Source organism: Streptomyces arenae (genome assembly GCF_022343545.1).
GTDB classification, from domain to species: domain Bacteria; phylum Actinomycetota; class Actinomycetes; order Streptomycetales; family Streptomycetaceae; genus Streptomyces; species Streptomyces humi.
This window is the reverse complement of the sequence record NZ_JAKQYH010000043.1, coordinates 95,809-115,447: the sequence shown is the minus strand read 5'-3', so window position 1 is coordinate 115,447 and position 19,639 is coordinate 95,809. Positions and strand designations below refer to the sequence as shown.

17 protein-coding genes are annotated in these 19,639 nt (G+C 72.0%); 5 read left to right on the top strand and 12 right to left on the bottom strand.

Going from position 1 to position 19,639, the window contains the following annotated elements:
• Positions 1-93: 93 nt before the first annotated feature.
• Together MB828_RS18630 and MB828_RS18625 are read left to right on the top strand one after the other, a co-directional pair.
• On the top strand, positions 94-414 hold the full coding sequence (locus tag MB828_RS18630) for a GYD domain-containing protein (protein ID WP_133021814.1): 321 nt from the start codon (positions 94-96) through the stop codon (positions 412-414).
• Between the two features lie 376 nt (positions 415-790).
• The gene (locus tag MB828_RS18625) at positions 791-949 is read left to right on the top strand and encodes a hypothetical protein (protein WP_301649205.1); all 159 of its coding nucleotides are present in this window, start codon (positions 791-793) and stop codon (positions 947-949) included.
• Positions 950-1,188: 239 nt separating this feature from the next.
• On the opposite strand, the gene rbsD is transcribed toward MB828_RS18625, so the two are convergent.
• The 8 genes from rbsD to MB828_RS18585 form a co-directional block, all read right to left on the bottom strand.
• On the bottom strand, positions 1,189-1,578 hold the full coding sequence (gene rbsD, locus MB828_RS18620; RefSeq protein ID WP_133021816.1) for a D-ribose pyranase: 390 nt from the start codon (positions 1,576-1,578) through the stop codon (positions 1,189-1,191).
• Positions 1,575-2,477, bottom strand: a complete 903-nt coding sequence (locus MB828_RS18615) for a ribokinase (protein ID WP_301649204.1) — start codon at positions 2,475-2,477, stop codon at positions 1,575-1,577. The genes rbsD and MB828_RS18615 overlap by 4 nt, the downstream gene beginning before the upstream one ends.
• 114 nt (positions 2,478-2,591) lie before the next feature.
• Positions 2,592-4,529, bottom strand: a complete 1,938-nt coding sequence (locus MB828_RS18610) for an ABC transporter permease/substrate-binding protein (protein ID WP_301649203.1) — start codon at positions 4,527-4,529, stop codon at positions 2,592-2,594.
• Positions 4,519-6,042 carry a sugar ABC transporter ATP-binding protein gene (locus tag MB828_RS18605; RefSeq protein WP_133021819.1) on the bottom strand — a complete coding sequence of 508 codons (1,524 nt, stop codon included), beginning with the start codon at positions 6,040-6,042 and terminating at the stop codon, positions 4,519-4,521. Before MB828_RS18605 ends, MB828_RS18610 begins: the two co-directional genes overlap by 11 nt.
• Positions 6,039-7,064: a LacI family DNA-binding transcriptional regulator gene (locus tag MB828_RS18600; protein WP_301649202.1), complete on the bottom strand. Its 1,026-nt coding sequence runs from the start codon at positions 7,062-7,064 to the stop codon at positions 6,039-6,041. Before MB828_RS18600 ends, MB828_RS18605 begins: the two co-directional genes overlap by 4 nt.
• 299 nt (positions 7,065-7,363) lie before the next feature.
• Positions 7,364-8,254: a 4Fe-4S domain-containing protein gene (locus MB828_RS18595; protein ID WP_301649201.1), complete on the bottom strand. Its 891-nt coding sequence runs from the start codon at positions 8,252-8,254 to the stop codon at positions 7,364-7,366.
• A 138-nt stretch (positions 8,255-8,392) separates the two neighbouring features.
• Positions 8,393-9,178 carry a VOC family protein gene (locus MB828_RS18590; RefSeq protein WP_301649200.1) on the bottom strand — a complete coding sequence of 262 codons (786 nt, stop codon included), beginning with the start codon at positions 9,176-9,178 and terminating at the stop codon, positions 8,393-8,395.
• Positions 9,179-9,352: 174 nt separating this feature from the next.
• Complete coding sequence (locus tag MB828_RS18585) at positions 9,353-9,871, bottom strand: proline dehydrogenase (RefSeq protein WP_301649199.1); 519 nt, start codon at positions 9,869-9,871, stop codon at positions 9,353-9,355.
• 80 nt (positions 9,872-9,951) lie between these two features.
• Between MB828_RS18585 and MB828_RS18580 the strand changes: the two genes are divergently transcribed.
• Positions 9,952-10,389: an HIT family protein gene (locus MB828_RS18580; RefSeq protein WP_301649198.1), complete on the top strand. Its 438-nt coding sequence runs from the start codon at positions 9,952-9,954 to the stop codon at positions 10,387-10,389.
• A gap of 238 nt (positions 10,390-10,627) precedes the next feature.
• Here the strand turns inward: MB828_RS18580 and MB828_RS18575 are convergent, their stop codons facing one another.
• Positions 10,628-11,461, bottom strand: a complete 834-nt coding sequence (locus tag MB828_RS18575; RefSeq protein ID WP_301649197.1) for an isocitrate lyase/PEP mutase family protein — start codon at positions 11,459-11,461, stop codon at positions 10,628-10,630.
• Positions 11,462-11,581: 120 nt separating this feature from the next.
• Between MB828_RS18575 and recD2 the strand changes: the two genes are divergently transcribed.
• Together recD2 and MB828_RS18565 are read left to right on the top strand one after the other, a co-directional pair.
• Positions 11,582-13,864: an SF1B family DNA helicase RecD2 gene (gene recD2, locus MB828_RS18570; RefSeq protein WP_301649196.1), complete on the top strand. Its 2,283-nt coding sequence runs from the start codon at positions 11,582-11,584 to the stop codon at positions 13,862-13,864.
• A 178-nt stretch (positions 13,865-14,042) separates the two neighbouring features.
• Complete coding sequence (locus tag MB828_RS18565; protein ID WP_046731492.1) at positions 14,043-15,332, top strand: citrate synthase; 1,290 nt, start codon at positions 14,043-14,045, stop codon at positions 15,330-15,332.
• A 593-nt stretch (positions 15,333-15,925) separates the two neighbouring features.
• On the opposite strand, the gene MB828_RS18560 is transcribed toward MB828_RS18565, so the two are convergent.
• From MB828_RS18560 to MB828_RS18550, 3 genes are all read right to left on the bottom strand, one after another.
• A complete protein-coding gene (locus MB828_RS18560) occupies positions 15,926-18,226 on the bottom strand; it encodes a heavy metal translocating P-type ATPase (protein WP_301649195.1) in 2,301 nt (766 codons plus the stop codon).
• A gap of 107 nt (positions 18,227-18,333) precedes the next feature.
• Positions 18,334-18,573, bottom strand: a complete 240-nt coding sequence (locus MB828_RS18555) for a heavy-metal-associated domain-containing protein (protein ID WP_133021828.1) — start codon at positions 18,571-18,573, stop codon at positions 18,334-18,336.
• Positions 18,574-18,646: 73 nt separating this feature from the next.
• On the bottom strand, positions 18,647-19,597 hold the full coding sequence (locus tag MB828_RS18550) for a PrsW family intramembrane metalloprotease (RefSeq protein ID WP_301649194.1): 951 nt from the start codon (positions 19,595-19,597) through the stop codon (positions 18,647-18,649).
• Positions 19,598-19,639: the final 42 nt, after the last annotated feature.

Genomic DNA, 19,639 nt, shown 5'->3' with positions numbered 1-19,639 from the left:
ACGGATGAATCCGGCCGTTCGGAGACCGGTGGCGGGCGTGCCGGCGGGAAGGGCTTGTTGCACGTCGGACACGTCACGGGCAGGGAGTTCCCGATGCCGAAGTTCCTCATCCAGGCCAGCTACACCCCCGAGGGGACCAAGGGCCTGCTCAGGGAGGGGGCGAGCGGTCGTCGTGCGGCCGTCGAGCGGGTGGTCGCCGGCCTCGGCGGGACCGTCGAGGCCATGTACTTCGCCTTCGGGGAGGACGACCTCGTGTGCGTCCTCGACCTCCCCGACTCCGTCTCCATGGCCGCCGCGAGCCTCAGCGTCAAGGCCAGCGGCGCGCTCCGCACCCGGGCCACGCCCCTCCTCACCCTCGACGAGGTCGACGAGGCCACCCGCCGCCAGGTCGACTTCCGCCCACCCGGCGCGTAGGCGGACGGCGAACACCGGGGCGCCGAACCGGCCCGCGCGGACCGGCGGTGGGCGTGCTGGTCGAGGTGCTGCTCGTGCCGCGGCGAGGCCGGGCGCGAGTGCGGCCGGGAGGCCGACGGCCTCGGCCGCGTACCGGTGCACCTGCGTAGGCGATTACGTAGTTCTACTGGCGACTCCGGAAGGCAGCGCTGGGAGACTCGCCCCCATCAGCTTCCCGGCGGAGCCGTGGGGTCACGCCGGGGGAGCTTGCCGCTTTCCCGCTGGGCAACCGTCGCCGGCGGTCCGACGGGTGGTGGCGAACGCTCGTCCGTCAGTAGCGCCCAGCCGCACAGGGGAGAGTCCTTCGTTGGTTTCCAAGATTCGTGTCCTGGTGGGAATGCTCGTGCTCCTGGCGTTGGCCATCGGTGCCATCGCCCTGCTCGCGGCCATGAAGGCCGCCGCGGCCTGGTTCACGGTCGTTCCTCTCGGCATCCTCTTCATCGGCGCGTCCGTCATCCGGTCGCTCGGATGGTTCGACAAGAAGGCCGGTAACTGACCGTCGAGGCCGGGCGCCGAGGCGCCGGCGGTCCCTAGGCCCTGTCTGACAATTGGCGTCTGCCGCGCGACGCCATGCACGCACTCTCGCCGCACCGGCCCCAGACCCGAGTACGCCCAGTACGGGGGCCTGGGGCCGGCACTCCCCCAGCCTCCGGCCGGGGGGGGGGGACCCCCAGAGCACGCACCTGACGCCGCGCGGCCGCCCTTCGGGCGACGACGCGAATTGTCAGACAGGTCCTAGAAGAACACCCCGCAGCGCAGCAGTACGTTCGCGTACGGGCGGGCCTCGCCTGTGCGGACGATCAGGTGCGCGTCCGCCGACAGTTCCTTCAGGTGTTCGTGCGGGACCAGGGACAGGCCGGGGAAGTGGCCGTCCAGGAGCGCGGCCGCGGCCGGATTGGCCTCGCGGACCTCCGTCGCCGCCGTCGCGCCCTCCACGACCAGCTCTTCCAGCAGCCCCTCCAGCACCTCGGCGAAGGACGGCACCCCGGCCCGGAAGGCGAGGTCCACGACCCGCGGACCGTGCGGGATCGGCATCCCGGCGTCGCAGACCAGCACCCCGTGCCCGTGCCCCAACTCGGCCAGCGCACCGGCGAGATGACGGTTGAGAATGCCCGCCTTCCTCACAGCGCCTCGACCTCCGCCGCCGTCGGGTACGACTCCTGCGCACCCCGCCGTGTCACCGCCGCCGCCCCGACCCGGGCCGCGTACGCCGCCGCCTCCGGCAGCGACGCGCCGGCGCCCAGCCGTACCGCGAGGGCCGCCGTGAACGCGTCCCCGGCGCCCGTGGTGTCCACCGCGGCCACCTTCACGGACGGCACCGCCGTCACGCCGTGGCCGTCGGCCACCAGCGCGCCGTCCGCGCCCAGCGTCACCACCACCGACCTCGGACCCTTCGCGAGCAGCAGCCGCGCCCAGTCGGCCGGCTCCCCGTCCGCGCCCGCCCCGCCGAGGATCACCTTCGCCTCGTGCTCGTTGACGATCAGCGGGTCGCAGGCCGCCAGCACCTCGGCGGGCAGCGGCAGCGGCGGCGACGGGTTCAGCACGAAACGGCTGCCGGGTGCCATGCCCCGGACCACCTCCACCACCGTCTCCAGTGGGATCTCCAGCTGAGCGGAGACCACCCGGGAGGCGCCCAGGAGGCCGGCCGCGGCCCGTACGTCCGCAGGCGTGAGACGCCCGTTGGCGCCGGGGGACACCACGATGCTGTTGTCGCCGGAGGGGTCCACGGTGATCAGCGCGACGCCCGTCGGCGCCCCGCCGACCAGTACGCCGGCCGTGTCCGCCCCGGCCGCCCGCTGCGAGTCGAGCAGCAGCCTGCCGTGCGCGTCGTCACCGACCCGGGCCAGCAGGGCGGTACGGGCGCCGAGCCGGGCGGCGGCGACCGCCTGGTTCGCGCCCTTGCCGCCGGGGTGCGTGGCGAGGTCCCCGCCGAGCACCGTCTCACCGGCGGCCGGCCGCCGGTCGACCTCGATGACCAGGTCGGCGTTGGCCGATCCCACGACCAGGAGGTCGTAGTCGTACATCACATGACTCCCTATGCGAATGAGCGACGAGGCGGCCGGGCCGCACACCGAAGTGAACGCCCCGGCCGTCCCGGCAGTGCCTCGGCAGTGCCTCGGCGGTGAATCGTCGGTGCCTCAGCCCGTGAAGCCCGCCACGTTGGCCTTCGTGATCACCTTCACCGGCACCTTGATCGTCGGGTCGATCCTCTTGTCCTGGATCGCCTTGAGCGCGCTGTCCACGGCGATCTTCCCGAGCTGCGAGGGCTGCTGCGCGACCGAGGCGTACAGCGTGCCGTTCTTGACCGCGGTCAGGCCGTCCGGGGTGCCGTCGAAGCCGACCACCGAGACGGACGTGCCGGCCTTGGAACCCAGCGCCTTGATCGCGCCGAGCGCCATCTCGTCGTTGGCGGCGACGACACCCTGGATGTCCGGGTGGGCCTGGAGCAGGTTCGACATCACGTCGAGGCCCTTGGTGCGGTCGAAGTCGGCCGGCTGCTGCGCCACCACCTGGATACCGGGGTAGGCCTTGAGCCCGTTGGCGAAGCCCTGCGCCCGCTCCCGGGCGGCGGAGGTGCCGGCCTGGCCCTGCAGGATCACGATCTTGCCGTGGCCGTTGAGCTTGTCCGCGATCGTCTGCGCGGCCAGCTCACCGCCCCTGACGTTGTCGGAGGCGACCAGCGTGTCGGTCTTGGCGCCGTTGACGCCCCGGTCGACGGCGACGACGGGGATGTCCGCCTTGTCGGCGGCCTTCACGGAGTTGCTCGCCGCGTCCGAGTCCACCGGGTTGACGATGATCGCGCCGAGCCCGGAACTGGTGAAGTTCTGCAACTGGTTGGCCTGCTGCGAGGCGTCGTTCTGGGCGTCCGTGACGGTCAGGTCCACGCCCAGCTTCTTCGCCTCGGCCTCGGCCCCGGACCGGATCTGCACGAAGAACGGGTTGTTCAGGGTGGACAGCGACAGCCCGACCTTCGGCGTGCTGGAGGCGGAGCCCGTGTGCAGCAGGGAGGTCGCGGCCGCCAGCGCCACGGTGATGACCACCGCGAGCGCGTACGTCCCGGCCTGCTTCCCCTTGCTCCCGCCGATCCGGGGCGCCGCCGGGGTGGCCCCGGCCTTGCGGCGCATGGTGTCGAGGAGCACCGCCAGCGCGATGACGACACCGATGACGACCTGCTGCCAGAACGCGGAGACGTTGAGCAGGTTGAGGCCGTTGCGCAGCACCGCGAGGATCAGCGCGCCGATCAGCGTCCCGGACGCCTTGCCCGTGCCGCCGGCCAGCGAGGCGCCGCCGATGACGACCGCGGCGATCGCGTCCAGCTCGTAGCCGTTGGCGGCCTGCGGCTGCGCGGACGACAGCCGGGCGGCCAGCACGATGCCCGCGACGGCCGCGAACAGCCCGGACAGCGCGTAGATGGCGAGCTTCTGGCGTGACACCCGCAGCCCGGACAGCCGGGCGGCCTCCTCGTTGCCGCCGATGGCGTACATGGAACGGCCGATGTAGGTCCGGCCCAGCACGAAGGCCGCGATCAGCCCCATCACGACCATGACGAGCACCGGCACCGGCAGCCAGCCGCCGAGCGTGTCACCGAGGTGCGAGACCGAGTCGGGGAACGCGATCGGGGAGCCCCCGGAGATCACCAGCGACAGACCGCGCGCCACCGACAGCATCGCGAGCGTCGCGATGAACGACGGCAGCCTGCCGTACGCGATGAGGAAGCCGTTCAGGAGCCCGGCCGCGACACCGGTGAGGACCGCGAGGACCACCGCGATGACGACCGGCACCCCGTTCTGGGTCGCGCTCCAGGCCAGCACGGTCGCCGACAGGGCCGCCACCGAGCCGACCGACAGGTCGATGCCGGCCGACACGATCACGAAGGTCACGCCGAAGGCGAGGATGGCCGTCACGGCGGCCTGGACGCCGACGTTCAGCAGGTTGTCGGTGGTCAGGAAGTCCCCGGACAGCGCCGACATGGCGATGACGAGGACGATCAGCGCGGTGAGCGCGCCGTTGTCGAGGAGCAGCCGGCGTACGCCACCGGCGCCCGTAGTGCTGCTCTTGAGCGTGTCAGTGGCCACGAGCGGCCTCCTTGTCGGTCATGGTGGGGTTGCTGACGGCGAGCGCCATCACGGCGTCCTGGGTGGCCTCTTCCGCGGTCAGTTCGCCCGCGAGCCGGCCCTGCGCCATCACCAGCACCCGGTCGCTCATACCGAGCACCTCGGGCAGATCGCTGGAGATCATCAGTACGGCGGCCCCGGCGGCCGTCAGCTCATTGATCAGTTGGTAGATCTCGACCTTGGCGCCGACGTCGATGCCGCGGGTGGGCTCGTCGAGGATCAGCACCTTGGTGTCGGCGAGCAGCCACTTGCCGATGACGACCTTCTGCTGGTTGCCGCCGGACAACGTGCGCACGTGCTGGCCGAGGCCCGCCATCCGGACGCCCAGCTGCCCGGCGATCCGCTCGGCGGCGGCATGCTGCGCCCTGAGATCGACGATCCCGGCCCGGGTGGCCTTCCGCAAGGTCACCAGGCCGAGGTTCTCCTCGACGGAGGCGTCCAGGACCAGGCCCTGCCCCTTGCGGTCCTCGGGGACGAGGCCGATCCCGGCGGACATGGCCGCGTTCACGTCGTGCCGCTTCAGCGTCGTACCGGAGACCCGGACGGCCCCCTTGTCGTAGGGGTCGGCACCGAACACGGCCCGCACCACCTCCGTACGTCCGGCGCCCACCAGGCCCGCGACGCCGACGACCTCGCCGGCGTGCACCTCGAAGCTCACGTCGTGGAAGACACCGTCCCGGGTCAGCCCCTCCACGGACAGCAGCGCGGCGCCCGTCTCGGCCCGCTCGCGCGGGTACTGCTGCTCGATGGAACGCCCGACCATCAGCCGGACCAGCTCGTCCTCGGGGGTGGCGGCGGGCACCTGGCCCACGCTCTTCCCGTCCCGGATCACCGTCACCCGGTCCCCCAGGGCGGCGATCTCCTCCAGGTGGTGCGTGATGAAGACGATCCCGACGCCGTCCGCGCGCAGTCGGCGCACGATCGTGAAGAGCTTCTCCACCTCGTCGGAGGTGAGCACCGCGGTCGGCTCGTCCATGATGAGCACCCGCGCGTCCAGGCTGAGCGCCTTGGCGATCTCGACCATCTGGAGACGGGCGATACCGAGTTCGCGCACCCGCGCCCGCGGCGACACGTCGACCCCGACCCGCCGCAGCAGGACCTCGGCGTCGGCCTCCATCCGCTTGCGGTCGATCACCCCGAAGCGGCGCGGCTGTCGGCCCAGGAAGATGTTCTCGGCGACCGTGAGGTCCGGTACGAGGTTGAACTCCTGGTAGATCGTCGCGATCCCGAGCCGCTCGGAGTCCTGCGCACCGTGGATGCGCACCTCCTCGCCGTCGGCCAGGATCCGCCCCGCGTCGGGCGTGTAGGCGCCGGAGAGCATCTTGATGAGGGTGCTCTTGCCCGCGCCGTTCTCACCGAGGAGTACGTGCACCTCGCCGCGGCGCAGGTCGAAGTCGACGCTGTCGAGCGCGACCACGCCGGGGAAGGTCTTCCTTATGCCCTCGATGCGCAGCAACTCGTCCTGGTTGCTCACGACTGGCTCCTGTTCTGAACGTTCTGGTCCGGGTTCTCGCCGCACGAACGGCGTACGACGAGCCGGGCGGGGAGGGTCACGGACTGCGGAGGCCGCCCCTCGATACGGTCGACCAGCGCCCGTACCGCGGCGCGCCCCAGCTCGCCGGTCGGCTGCGCGATGGCCGTGACGGGCGGGTCGGTGTGCACGAACCACGGGATGTCGTCGAACGCGGCCAGCGCCATGTCGTCGGGCACCCGCAGCCCGCGCGCCCGGACCGCGTCCAGCGCGCCCAGCGCCATCAGGTTGTCGGCGGCGAAGACGACCTGAGGCGGCTCGGGCAGGTCGAGGAAGCCCTCGGTGACCCGCCGGCCGCTCTCGGCCTGGAAGTCGCCCTGGCCTATGTAGGCCTCGGGGAGCGGGACACCGTACTCGGCGAGGGCCTCCCGGAAGGCCCGTACCCGCTCGCTGCCGGTGGTGGTGGCCGCCGGCCCCGCGATGATCGCCAGCCGTCGGTGCCCCAGCCCGTGCAGGTGCGCCACCAGGTCCCGGACGGCGGCCCGGCCGTCCGAGCGGACCACCGGCACGTCGACGCCCGGGATCCACCGGTCGACGAACACCATCGGCGTGCCGCCGCGGGCTGCCTCCAGCATGAGCGGCGAACCGCCGTCGGTGGGGGAGACCAGCAGCCCGTCGATCCGCCGGTCGAGCAGGGTCCGCACGTGGTGGTCCTGGAGCTCGGGCCGTTCGTCGGCGTTGCCGATGATGACGCTGTAGCCGAGGGCGCGGGCCGCCTCCTCCACGGAGCGGGCCAGCTCGGTGAAGTACGGGTTGAGCACGTCGCTGATGACCAGGCCGAGGGTGCGGGTCTGGTCGGTGCGCAGGGAACGGGCGACGGCGTTCGGGCGGTAGCCCAGCGCCGCGACGGCGGCCCGTACCCGGGTACGGGCGTCGTCGCTGACCGACGGATGGTCGTTCAGGACGCGCGACACCGTGGCGACGGAAACCCCGGCCGCGGCAGCGACGTCCTTGATGCTCGCCATCGCCGCTCCACCTCCTCGTGGAACTCGTGCACCGTGCTTGGAATCGATTACACGGTGGCGTGTACCGAGGATTGGAATCGATTACATGCGTGCGGGGCAAGGGGGTGGAGGTGGCCGAAACCGAATCGTGACTGAGCGCGTCGCGGGTCAGGCGGTGCGAGCCACCGGGGTCAGGGGGTGCGGGTCACCGAGGTGAGGGGTGCAGGCCGCCGGGGTCAGGGGGTGCGGGTCACCGAGGTGAGGGGTGCGGGCCGCCGGGTCAGGGGGTGCGGGCCGCCGGGGTCAGGGGAAGGCGGTCGTCACCAGCGCACCGCGGTGAAGTCCACCGGGCGGGGGCGCAGGGCGTGGGTACGGGCCGCCAGTCGCCGCAGGCGGGCCGCCATGTCGTCCGCGGGCAGGCGGCGGCGGTCGCCGTGGCCCGGGAGCAGCCATTCGAAGCGCAGCCGGTCCGCGGTCCGGGTCAGGGAGGCGGCCAGTTCGCGGATCGAGTACCAGGTGACGCTCTCGGCGACCTCGATGTCCGCCGTCGTACGCGACCAGTAGAAGCTGTCGCCGCTGAAGCAGTACCGGTCGTCGGCGAGGTAGAGCACGCTGCCGCGCGTGTGGCCGGGGAAGGGGAGGGCGAGCACGCCGTCCCCGATCTCCGTCGGTGCGGTGCCGCGCAGTACGCGGTCGGCGTCCGGGGCGGCGTCGAGGTCGCCCTCGTGGATCCAGAGGCGGGCGCCGAACCGGGCGGCGTACCGGCGGCCGTGTGCGGCGTGGTCGCGGTGGGTGAGCAGGACGTCGGTGACCGGGCCGGACGCCTCGTGGCGGGCGGCGAGGGCCGGGCTCCAGCGAGGCGTGTCCACCATCATCGACGTGCCGTCGGGGCGGCGCAGGAGATAGGAGTTGGCGCCGGCGGTGTGCGGGGAGTTGTGCCCGCACAGCGCCACCGTGGCGTCCAGGGCCAGCGGGAACGGGTCCCGCGCCGGGTCGAGGCGCCCGCCGGGGGGACGCACGGAGCGCGTGGGACAGGCGTGCGCGGCCGCGTGCAGCCGCGCGGCCTCCGCGGCGTCGCGCGGCTGGCGCAGTACGACCGAACGGCCGCCCGCCTCACCGATCAGCCCAGGGGCCAGCTGCCGTGCGACATCGCAGTTCGCGCAGCGCGAGTCCACCTGCCAGCCCTGCGGGACCTGCTCGTTTCCTGCCAAGACCCGTCCCCTTACGCTTCCGTACCGCCGGTCACCCCGTCAGAGGTATCTCCGGCAGCGCCGAAAGCAGAAGGGGGTCCGGGCCTGTTGCTTTCGGCGCGGGGCTGCTCTGCGCGTCAGGCCGTCGTCGGGCCGTCGTCAGGCCATCGGCTTCGGCGCGAGGATCGCGAAGACCGCGCCCTGCGGGTCGGCGACCACCGACATCCGTCCGGCCATCATGTCGAACGGCGGCGCGAGCACCGTGCCGTTCCGCTTGACCAGCGCGTCCACGGTGGAGTCCACGTCGTCCACCGCGAAGTACGTCAGCCAGTGCGGCGGGGTGCCGGGCCGGTCGTCGCCGAGCCGGGCGGCGCCGCCCACACCCCGGCCGCCCACGTTCAGGGACCAGTAGTCGCCCTCCGCGCCCTCCATCGGCTGGATCTCGATGCCGAAGGACTGTCCGTAGAAGCCGGTGGCGGCGGGCAGGTCGCTGGTGTTCAGCTCGTTCCAGATCAGCGTGCCCGGCTCGTTGGCCAGGCCCGCGCCGTGGAACTCGCCCGGCTGCCACACCCCGAACACCGCGCCCTGCGGGTCGGCGGCGATCAGCATCCGGCCGAGGGTGCCGACGTCCATCACCGGGGCCAGCAGGGTGCCGCCCGCCGAGACGATGGTGTCCTGGGTGGCCTCCGCGTCGGTGCTGGCCAGGTAGGTGGTCCACACGGTCGGCGGCTCGGGCTCGCCGTCGGGCGCCATCGCCGGGCCGATGCCGGCCACCGGCTTGCCGTGCAGCGTGCAGACCGCGTACCCGCCGAACTCGGCCGCGCCGACCTCGCCCTGCCAGCCGAACAGGTCCCGGTAGAAGTCCAGCGCCGCCTGCTGGTCCTTCGCCATCAGATCGACCCAGCACGGGGTGCCGGTCGCGTACGGAGTGGTGATCTCGGGCATGTCCAGCTCTCCCTGCGCGCGAAGAAGTCCTCCGCCGCCCACCCTTACCGCCCCGCACGGATCCCGCCACCCGAGCGACCGCGGTTTTACCGACGGCTCACCGACGGCCCGGCGCCGACGGCTCAGCGCCGACGGCTCAGCGCCGCCCCGGGGCCCCGGCCGTTGCGTCGCGGGTCAGTCCGTGTTGCCGATGGCCCTGCGGGCGGCGAGCCGGAAGTCGCCCACCGTCCGGTAGAGGGCGCGCTCGCGCGCGGTGGCGAGGGCGGTGTCCTCGTCCTTGCGGGATGTGTCTCCCCCATGGGCGTCGTCCACCATCCGCCGCATCACTGCGGACAGTTCGGCGGAGGCGCGGGTGATCCGGTCGGCGGCTTCCGCGAGGGCGGCCGGGCCTTCGAGGACGACGACCTCGGCGGCGCGGTGCACTTCGCGGGCCAGACCGACGAAGCGGCGCACCTTCTCGTCGACGCCGGGCAGGTCGGGTTCGTCGGGACGCAGCGCGTCGAGCACCGCGTCCATGGCGATGTCGCGGTCGTGCAGCGCACCGAGGTAGGCGGCGTACGCGTCCCTGCGGTGCTGCCGACGCCACTGCTCGTGCTGCGCCCGCGCCTGCGCCCTGCCGCTCAGGACGGCGGCGCCGAGGGTGGCGAGAGAACCGACGGCGGCACCCAGCAGAGCGGCGAGACCTGCGTCCATGGGGTCAGTGTGCCGTGGTCGAATGAGGGTTCAGGCAGGGGAGGTTGTCGATGAGCGGCGAGTGTCTTGCGTGCGATCTCATGACGGGCCGGGCTCCGCTGCCCGGCGGGACCGTGCTGCGCACGGAGTTCTGGGTCGTCGAGCACTGCGTCGGCCCCCTGGGCCTGGGCACCCTCGTGGTCAAGCCGGTCCGGCACCTGCTGCACCTGGCCGACCTGACACCGCAGGAGTCCACGGAACTGGGGCCGCTGCTGCGGAAGGTGAGCGCCGCGGTCACCGAGGTGATGAGCCCTGAGCAGGTGTACGTATGCCTGTGGTCGCACGCCGGCGGCGTCCCCGGCCACATCCACTTCGTCGTCCAGCCCGTCGGCGGCGAGGACATGGCGCGGTTCGACGCCTTCGGCCCCACGTTGCAGGTGGCCATGGGAGAGGCGGGCTGCTTCCCGCGGGCGGCCGAAGTGGAACGGCTCTGTCAGCAGCTGCGGCAGGCCCTGCACCCCGGTTGGTCCGGCACGTGACGGACGCGATCTCAGGGCGCGCACGTTCCGCGCGCCCTCGCGCACGGAGATGCGGGCGCGGGCCACCAGCCCCGCGCGCACCTGCGTCCGTGACTTCAAGGCCCCCGCCCGCATCTCCGCCCGTGACTCCGAAGCCCCCGCCTGACTCCGAAGCCCCCGCCCGAGCCACGCTCATCTTCCCCGGCCTCGTCCCCGTCTTCGTCGCTTTCCTCGGTGCGGTGAAGGGCCGGGCCTGCGTCTAGTTTTCGCCCAGCAGCGTGTTCAGCTCGCCGTAGTCGAGGGCCTCCGTCAGTGACGTGTAGGTGCCCGAGTCGAGGAGTTCCCGGGTGGCTCGGCGGATCACGGCGTGGGCGGCCTGGGCGATGGCCGAACCGACGCTGACGCGGGCGACGCCGAGTGCGGCGAGGTCGGCGACCGGGGGCGCTCCGGGGCCCGCCATGATGTTGAGCGGGCCGTCGACGCCCGCGACCAGCGCCTTCACGGTGTCCGGGGCGACGGCGCCGGGGACGAAGATCCCGTCGGCGCCCGCGGCGAGGAACGCGGCGGCTCGTTCGAGGGTCTCCGCCACCCCGCCGGTGCCGGAGAGGAACGTGTCGATGCGGGCGTTCACGAACAGCGGCACGCCCGCCGTGTCCGCGGCCGCGCGGGCCGCGGCGATGCGCTCGGCCTGTTCTGCGACCGGCCGCAGCGGGCCCTCGCCACCGTCGTACCGCGCGTCCTCGATGTTGACGCCGACCGCGCCCGCCGCGAGCACCGCGCGGACCGTGTCGCCGACGCCCGTGGCGTCCGGCGCGTAGCCGCTCTCGATGTCGGCGGTCACCGGCACCCGGACCGCCCCGGCGATGCGCGCGACGGCACCGAGGGCCCGGTCCCGGTCCAGCCGGTCGCCGTCCGCCGCGCCCAGGGCCCAGGCCAGCCCCGCGCTCGTGGTCGCCACCGCGGCGGCTCCCGCGTCCTCGACGAGACGGGCACTGGTGACGTCCCAGGCGTTCGGCAGGACCAGCGGACGTCCGGGGACGTGTCGGGCGCGGAAGGCGAGGGCCTGGTCACGGAGCAGGTGATTCAGCGTCATGCGGGTCACTCAACCACCCGCTGCCCGGCCCGGGCTGGCAGGAATCCGACACGTAGGTGACACCCCCGCCCGTCCCCGGTCGCCCCCTCCGGTGTCAGTCACCACCGGTACCGTCGGTCCATGGCTCAGCAGGCGGGGACCCCCACAGGCGAACGGCGGCTCGCCACCGTCGAAGGCGTGCTCGAACGCATCACGTACGCCAACGAGGACAACGGCTACACCGTGGCCCGTGTCGACACCGGCAGAGGCGCCGGCGACCTCCTCACGGTCGTCGGCGCGCTGCTCGGCGCCCAGGTGGGGGAGTCGCTGCGGATGGAGGGCCGCTGGGGCTCGCACCCGCAGTACGGCAAGCAGTTCACCGTCGAGAACTACACGACCGTGCTGCCGGCCACCGTCCAGGGCATCCGGCGTTATCTGGGTTCCGGACTGGTCAAGGGCATCGGGCCGGTGTTCGCCGACCGCATCACCCAGCACTTCGGCGTCGACACCCTCCGGATCATCGAGGAGGAGCCGAAGCGGCTGGTCGAGGTGCCCGGCCTCGGACCGAAGCGGACGAAGAAGATCGCCGACGCCTGGGAGGAACAGAAGGCGATCAAGGAGGTGATGCTCTTCCTCCAGACCGTCGAGGTGTCCACGTCGATCGCGGTGCGGATCTACAAGAAGTACGGGGACGCCTCGATCTCCGTCGTGAAGAACCAGCCCTACCGGCTCGCCGCCGACGTCTGGGGCATCGGGTTCCTCACCGCCGACAAGATCGCCCAGTCCGTCGGCATTCCCCATGACAGTCCGGAGCGGGTGAAGGCGGGGCTCCAGTACGCGCTGTCCCAGTCCGCCGACCAGGGGCACTGCTACCTCCCGGAGGAGCGGCTCATCGCGGACGCGGTCAAGCTGCTCCAGGTCGACACCGGGCTCGTCATCGACTGCCTCGCCGAACTGGCGGCGCAGCCGGAGGACGGCGAGGACCCGGGTGTCGTACGGGAGCGGGTCCCCGGCCCGGACGCCGAACCCGTCACCGCCGTCTACCTCGTCCCCTTCCACCGTGCCGAAGTCGCCCTGGCCTCCCAGCTGTTGCGGCTGCTGCGCACCGGCGAGGACCGGATGCCGGCGTTCCGGGACGTCGCCTGGGACAAGGCGCTGGGCTGGCTGAAGGACCGTACGGGGACCGAACTCGCCCCCGAGCAGGAGGCCGCCGTCCGGCTGGCGTTGACCGAGAAGGTGGCTGTCCTCACCGGCGGCCCCGGCTGCGGCAAGTCGTTCACCGTCCGGTCGATCGTGGAGCTGGCGCGGGCGAAGAAGGCCAAGGTGGTGCTGGCCGCCCCCACCGGCCGTGCCGCCAAGCGGCTCGCCGAACTGACCGGCGCCGACGCGTCGACCGTGCACCGGCTGCTCGAGTTGAAGCCCGGCGGGGACGCGGCCTACGACCGGGACCGCCCGCTCGACGCCGACCTGGTGGTGGTCGACGAGGCGTCCATGCTGGACCTGTTGCTCGCCAACAAGCTGGTGAAGGCCGTACCCCTCGGTGCTCATCTCCTCTTCGTCGGGGACGTCGACCAGCTGCCCAGCGTCGGAGCGGGGGAGGTGCTGCGGGACCTGCTCGCCGACGGCGGCCCGATCCCGGCCGTCCGGCTCACCCGGGTCTTCCGGCAGGCCCAGCAGTCGGGGGTGGTGACCAACGCGCACCGGATCAACGCCGGACAGCAGCCCGTCACCGAGGGCATGAAGGACTTCTTCCTCTTCGTGGAGGACGAGACGGAGGAGGCCGGGAAGCTCGCCGTCGACGTCGCCGCCCGCCGCGTGCCGGCCAGGTTCGGGCTCGATCCGCGGCGGGACGTGCAGGTGCTCGCGCCGATGCACCGCGGGCCCGCGGGGGCCGGTGTGCTCAACGGCCTCCTCCAGCAGGCCATCACACCGGCCCGCCCCGACCTCGCCGAGAAGCGGTTCGGCGGGCGGGTCTTCCGGGTCGGCGACAAGGTCACCCAGATCCGCAACAACTACGAGAAGGGCAGCAACGGCGTCTTCAACGGCACCGTGGGTGTGGTCACCTCGCTGGACCCGGTCGACCAGCGCCTGACGGTGCTGACCGACGAGGACGAGGAGGTGCCGTACGAATTCGACGAACTGGACGAACTGGCCCATGCCTACGCGGTGACCATCCACCGTTCACAGGGGAGTGAATATCCCGCGGTGGTGATTCCGGTCACCACGGGAGCGTGGATGATGCTCCAGCGGAACCTGCTCTACACGGCGGTCACCCGGGCCAAGCGGCTGGTCGTCCTGGTCGGTTCGCGCAAGGCGATCGGGCAGGCGGTGCGCACCGTGTCGGCAGGTCGGCGCTGTACGGCACTCGACTTCAGGCTTTCGACGCCACGCATCACAAAAAATGATCGATCAAATGAGTCGTGAAGGTCACAAGGCACTTCCAGATGGGAGGACAAGGGGGCAGGATGAGCAGGTTGGCGGCACTGAGTGCCGTCGATAGGCCCAATGGTCGACCCCGAGTGCACTCTCCTGAGCCAAATGGGGGATGGTAGAGACAGTCAGGGCACCTCGAAGATGAGGCACTACGTCGGTGAGGGAAGACGTGAGCGACAACTCTGTAGTACTGCGGTACGGCGACGGCGAGTACACCTACCCGGTGGTCGACAGCACCGTCGGCGACAAGGGCTTCGACATCGGGAAGCTCCGCGCCCAGACCGGTCTCGTGACCCTGGACAGCGGCTACGGCAACACCGCTGCCTATAAATCCGCCGTCACCTACCTCGACGGCGAGGCCGGCATCCTCCGGTACCGCGGCTACCCGATCGAGCAGCTGGCGGAGCGCTCCACCTTCCTCGAGGTGGCCTACCTGCTGATCAACGGTGAGCTGCCGACCGTGGACGAGCTCACCACGTTCAAGAACGAGATCACGCGGCACACCCTGCTGCACGAGGACGTCAAGAACTTCTACCGGGGCTTCCCGCGCGACGCGCACCCGATGGCGATGCTGTCGTCGGTCGTCTCGGCGCTGTCCACCTTCTACCAGGACAGCCACAACCCGTTCGACGCGAAGCAGCGTGACCTCTCCACCATCCGCCTGCTCGCCAAGCTTCCGACGATCGCCGCGTACGCGTACAAGAAGTCGGTCGGCCACCCCTTCGTCTACCCGCGCAACGACCTCTCCTACGTGGAGAACTTCCTGCGCATGACGTTCTCGGTGCCGGCCCAGGACTACGAGCTCGACCCGGTCGTCGTCTCGGCCCTGGACAAGCTGCTGATCCTGCACGCGGACCACGAGCAGAACTGTTCGACGTCGACGGTCCGGCTGGTCGGCTCGTCCCAGGCGAACATGTTCGCGTCGATCTCCGCCGGCATCTCCGCGCTCTGGGGCCCCCTGCACGGCGGCGCCAACCAGTCCGTCCTGGAGATGCTGGAGGGCATCCAGGCGACCGGCGGCGACGTCGACACCTTCATCCGCAAGGTGAAGAACAAGGAGGACGGCGTCCGCCTGATGGGCTTCGGCCACCGGGTCTACAAGAACTTCGACCCGCGCGCCAAGATCATCAAGGCCGCCGCGCACGACGTGCTCTCCGCCCTCGGCAAGTCCGACGAACTGCTGGACATCGCCCTGAAGCTGGAGGAGCACGCGCTCTCCGACGACTACTTCGTCTCGCGCAGCCTCTACCCGAACGTCGACTTCTACACCGGCCTGATCTACCGCGCGATGGGCTTCCCGACCGAGATGTTCACGGTCCTGTTCGCCCTCGGTCGGCTGCCCGGCTGGATCGCCCAGTGGCAGGAAATGATCAAGGAGCCGGGTTCCCGCATCGGCCGCCCGCGCCAGATCTACACGGGCGTCGTCGAGCGCGACTTCGTCCCGGTCGAGGAGCGCTGACACGTTCCGCTCGGGGGTGCCGTCCGGTACGGCGCCCCCGCTGTACGTGCATAGCAGAAGGCGCCCTGGAGCACCGGTCCCCCCACGGGCCGGCGACCAGGGCGCCTTCCCGTGTCCCGGTGCGGATTCCCCCCACGGGATCCGGCCGGGCGCTCGGTGCGGCAGCGCCTGAATCGCTGCGTTGAGCACAACGGGCACCGCCCGCCGTACTCCTTGTCGTGCTGCCAGTGATGCGGTGCGATCTGCCGGGACCCGCACGGCACGGGAGGGCCGCTCAAAGCTTCCCGTCGTACGTGCCCCGGCAACGCATCTCTGAGGAAGTCCCCCAAGACATCCCCAGATGCCAGGTCAGCGCCCCCCAAGACGCTTCTCTGACATCGCCAACTTAGACCTTCGAACCCCTTCGATGGTTACGTTCACATCACTGTGATCTGCGTCTCTTGCATATGTCCGATAGATGCGCAAGAGCCCCGATACAGCGATCGGAGCTCAAGCGTAAGGATGATGCACGAGCCTTGTGAAGAGCTTATGTGAGGTGCGCTTCGGACTCTAGGGGGACTTCTACATCCAAGGCGGCGAACCCTCGGTAACTTTCACCGGAAGGTGCGCAGGCGCAGGCTGTTGGTCACCACGAACACGGAGGAGAAGGCCATCGCGGCCCCCGCGATCATCGGGTTCAGCAGTCCGGCGGCGGCGAGCGGGAGCGCGGCCACGTTGTAGCCGAAGGCCCACACGAGGTTGCCCTTGATGGTGGCGAGGGTCCGCCGGGACAGCCGGATCGCGTCCGCGGCCACCCGCAGGTCCCCGCGGACCAGGGTCAGGTCGGCGGCCTCGATCGCCGCGTCCGTCCCGGTGCCCATCGCCAGCCCCAGGTCGGCGGTGGCGAGCGCCGCCGCGTCGTTGACCCCGTCGCCGACCATGGCGACCGTCCGCCCCTCGTCCCGCAGCCGTCGTACGACCGCCACCTTGTCCTCGGGCAGCACCTCGGCGAACACGTGCTCCTGGTCGATCCCGACCGCCCGTGCCACCGTCCCGGCCACCGCCCGGTTGTCCCCGGTCAGCAGCACCGGCGTCAGCCCGAGCGCGCGCAGCGCGCGCACCGCCTCGGGGCTGGACTCCTTGACCGCGTCGGCGACCGCGACGACACCGCGTGCCACCCCGTCCCAGCCGGCCAGGACGGCCGTACGCCCGTCCCGCTCGGCCCGGGAGCGGGCCCGGTCCAGCTCCTCGGGAACGGTCTCGAAGAGGCGGCCCACGGCCACCTCGCGGCCCGCCACCCGGCCGCGTACGCCCCGCCCGGGCACGTTCTCGAAGTGCTCGACGCCGGGCAGTTCCCCCAGCCGCTGCTCGGCTCCGGCGGCGATCGCCCTGGCGACCGGGTGCTCGGAGGCGTGTTCGAGGGCGCCCGCGAGCCGCAGCACCTCGTCCTCGTCGACGCCCTCGGCCGCGTACACCTCCTGGAGGGTCATCCGCCCGGTGGTCACCGTGCCGGTCTTGTCGAGCACGACGGTGTCGACCCGGCGCGTGGACTCCAGCACCTCGGGCCCCCTGATGAGGATGCCGAGCTGGGCGCCCCGGCCGGTGCCGACCATCAGCGCGGTCGGCGTGGCCAGCCCCAGCGCGCACGGGCAGGCGATGATCAGCACGGCGACCGCGGCCGTGAACGCGGCGGCCGTGTCGCCGGTGACGCCGAGCCAGCCGCCGAAGGTGGCGAGCGCGATCAGGATGACGACGGGCACGAACACCGCGGAGATCCGGTCGGCGAGCCGCTGCACCTCGGCCTTGCCGTTCTGGGCGTCCTCCACCAGCCGCGCCATCCGCGCCAGCTGGGTGTCCGCGCCGACCCGGGTGGCCGTCACCACCAGCCGCCCGCCCGCGTTGACGGTCGCGCCCGTGACGGTGTCGCCGGCGCTCACGTCCACCGGCACCGACTCGCCGGTCAGCATCGAGGCGTCGACCGCCGAGACCCCCTCGGCCACGGTCCCGTCGGTGGCGATCTTCTCCCCGGGCCGTACGACGAACCGGTCGCCGACCGCCAGGGACGCCACCGGGACCCGTACCTCACGGCCGTTCCTGAGCACCGCCACGTCCTTGGCGCCCAGCTCCATCAGGGCCCTCAGGGCCGCTCCCGCCCGCCGCTTGGAGCGCGCCTCCAGGTAGCGGCCGAGCAGGATCAGCGCGACGACCCCGGCGGCGACCTCCAGGTAGATCGTGGCGGAGCCGTCCGTCCGGGAGACCGTGAACCGGAACTCGTCGTGCATGCCGGCCATGCCCGCGTCGCCGAGGAACAGTGCCCACAGCGACCAGCCGAAGGCGGCCAGCGTGCCGAGCGAGACCAGCGTGTCCATGGTGGCCGCGCCGTGCCGGGCGTTCGTCCAGGCGGCCCGGTGGAACGGCAGGCCGCCCCAGACGACCACGGGCGCGGCCAGCGTCAGCGAAAGCCACTGCCAGTTGTCGAACTGCAGCGCCGGGACCATGGCGAGCAGCACGACCGGGGCGGCGAGCAGCGCGGAGACGAGCAGGCGCCGGCGGAGCGCGGCGAGTTCGGGGTCCCGGCCGTCCGTGGCGTCCGGCTCCGGTCCGGCCGGTCCCGGCCGGACCGGCTGTTCCGGCCTCGGAGGGGCCGGCTCCTCGGCCGTGTACCCGGTCTTCACGACGGTCGCGATCAGGTCCGCGACCTGAACCCCCTGGGGGTATGTGACCTTCGCCTTCTCGGTCGCGTAGTTCACGGTGGCGGTGACGCCGTCCATGCGGTTGAGCTTCTTCTCGACCCGGGCGGCGCAGGAGGCGCACGTCATGCCGCCGATGAGCAGCTCGACCTCGGACGCGTCGGCCGACGGCGGCGGGGCTATGGGTGTGTCCGCGGCGGACGCGGAGGTGGTGCTGGTGGTCATGTCCGGACTCCAGGCAACGGACCGGACCGTACGGATCCAGTATGAGCTGGTCGGCGCGGCCCGGCGGAGAGATGCGCTTCCGTCGTGCGTACTGCTGCTCGGGTCGCTCAGACGCGGCCGGCGAGCTCGAAGCCCGCCTCGTCGACGGCGGCGCGGACCGCCTCCTCGTCGAGCGGGGCCGCGGAGACGACCGTGACCTCGCCGCTGGCCGCGACGGCCGTCACCGAGCTGACGCCGGCGAGCCCGGAGATCTCGGCGGAGACGGAACCTTCACAGTGTCCGCAGCTCATGCCGGTCACCTTGTAGACGGCGGTCACGGAGCCCGAAGTGTCGGTCTGGGCGGTCATGTCGTTCTCCTCGTCGAGGCGGGTGGGGCCGATGGGGCCCAGGAGAGAACCCCACTCTGGTCACACTATACCCCTAGGGGGTATTTCTCCAAGAGGGGTACCGGCGTGCCAGCGAGCCCGCCCAGGCGATGCCGACCAGCGCGACGAGCACCAGCAGACCGACCGAGAACAGTGCGAAGAGGTGCTCCTGGGCGGCGGTCGGGTGCGGGATGTACCCCTGGGCGAACAGCTCCCTCCCCACTCCGGTACCCGCGAGCCGGGCCACCAGCCAGATCGCCACCCCGTGGGTGGAGTCCCACAGGGCGTGCAGCAGGGAGGCGCCGAGGAAAGCGCCGACGACCGGGGCGGTCAGCCGGAAGCGGCCGTTCGGGCGGCGGAACGCGAGCAGGGCACCGCCCGCGATCGCCGTCCACAGGCCGTGCCCGATGGGGGCCAGTGTCCCGCGCAGCAGCTCCGTCTCGATCAGCGCCCGCAGGCCGACGCCCTGAGTGGAGACGGCCGCGGTGAGGGCGTACCCGGAGCTCTCCAGGGCCGCGAAGCCGAAGCCGACGGCCGCCCCGAGCATTAGTCCGGCCCGCATGCCGCGGATCCCGGGCAGCCGGCGCAGCGCGAACACCAGCGCGCCGAGCTTCGCCGCCTCCTCGATCAGGCCGACCGACACGAACATCCCCCAGGACGGGCGGACGAGACTGGACTCCGTCACCGAGGCGCCCAGCACCCCGAGCGCGCCGCCGGCCAGGAAGCAGCCGAGGACCGCGCTGACCCCGAGGTCGCGGCCGTGCCGCTCGTACGCCCACAGCACGAACACCACCGGGACCAGGAAGCCGCCGAGCAGGATCAGCGTCGGCAGCGGCGCGGTGTCCCGGGTCGCGTACGTGACCACCGCGGTCAGCGCCCACAGGGCGAGCCCGCCGCCGAGGCAGCGCCTCCACAGGCCGGTGCGGATGCGCGGGTACGGCGGTGGCGGCTGCTGCGGGCCCGGGATGCGGGCCTGCGGCCGGCCGGGAGGCGGAGAGTGCGTCACGGCGGGTCCCCTTGTGCTCCTGCGCGGTGCTCCTGCGGACGC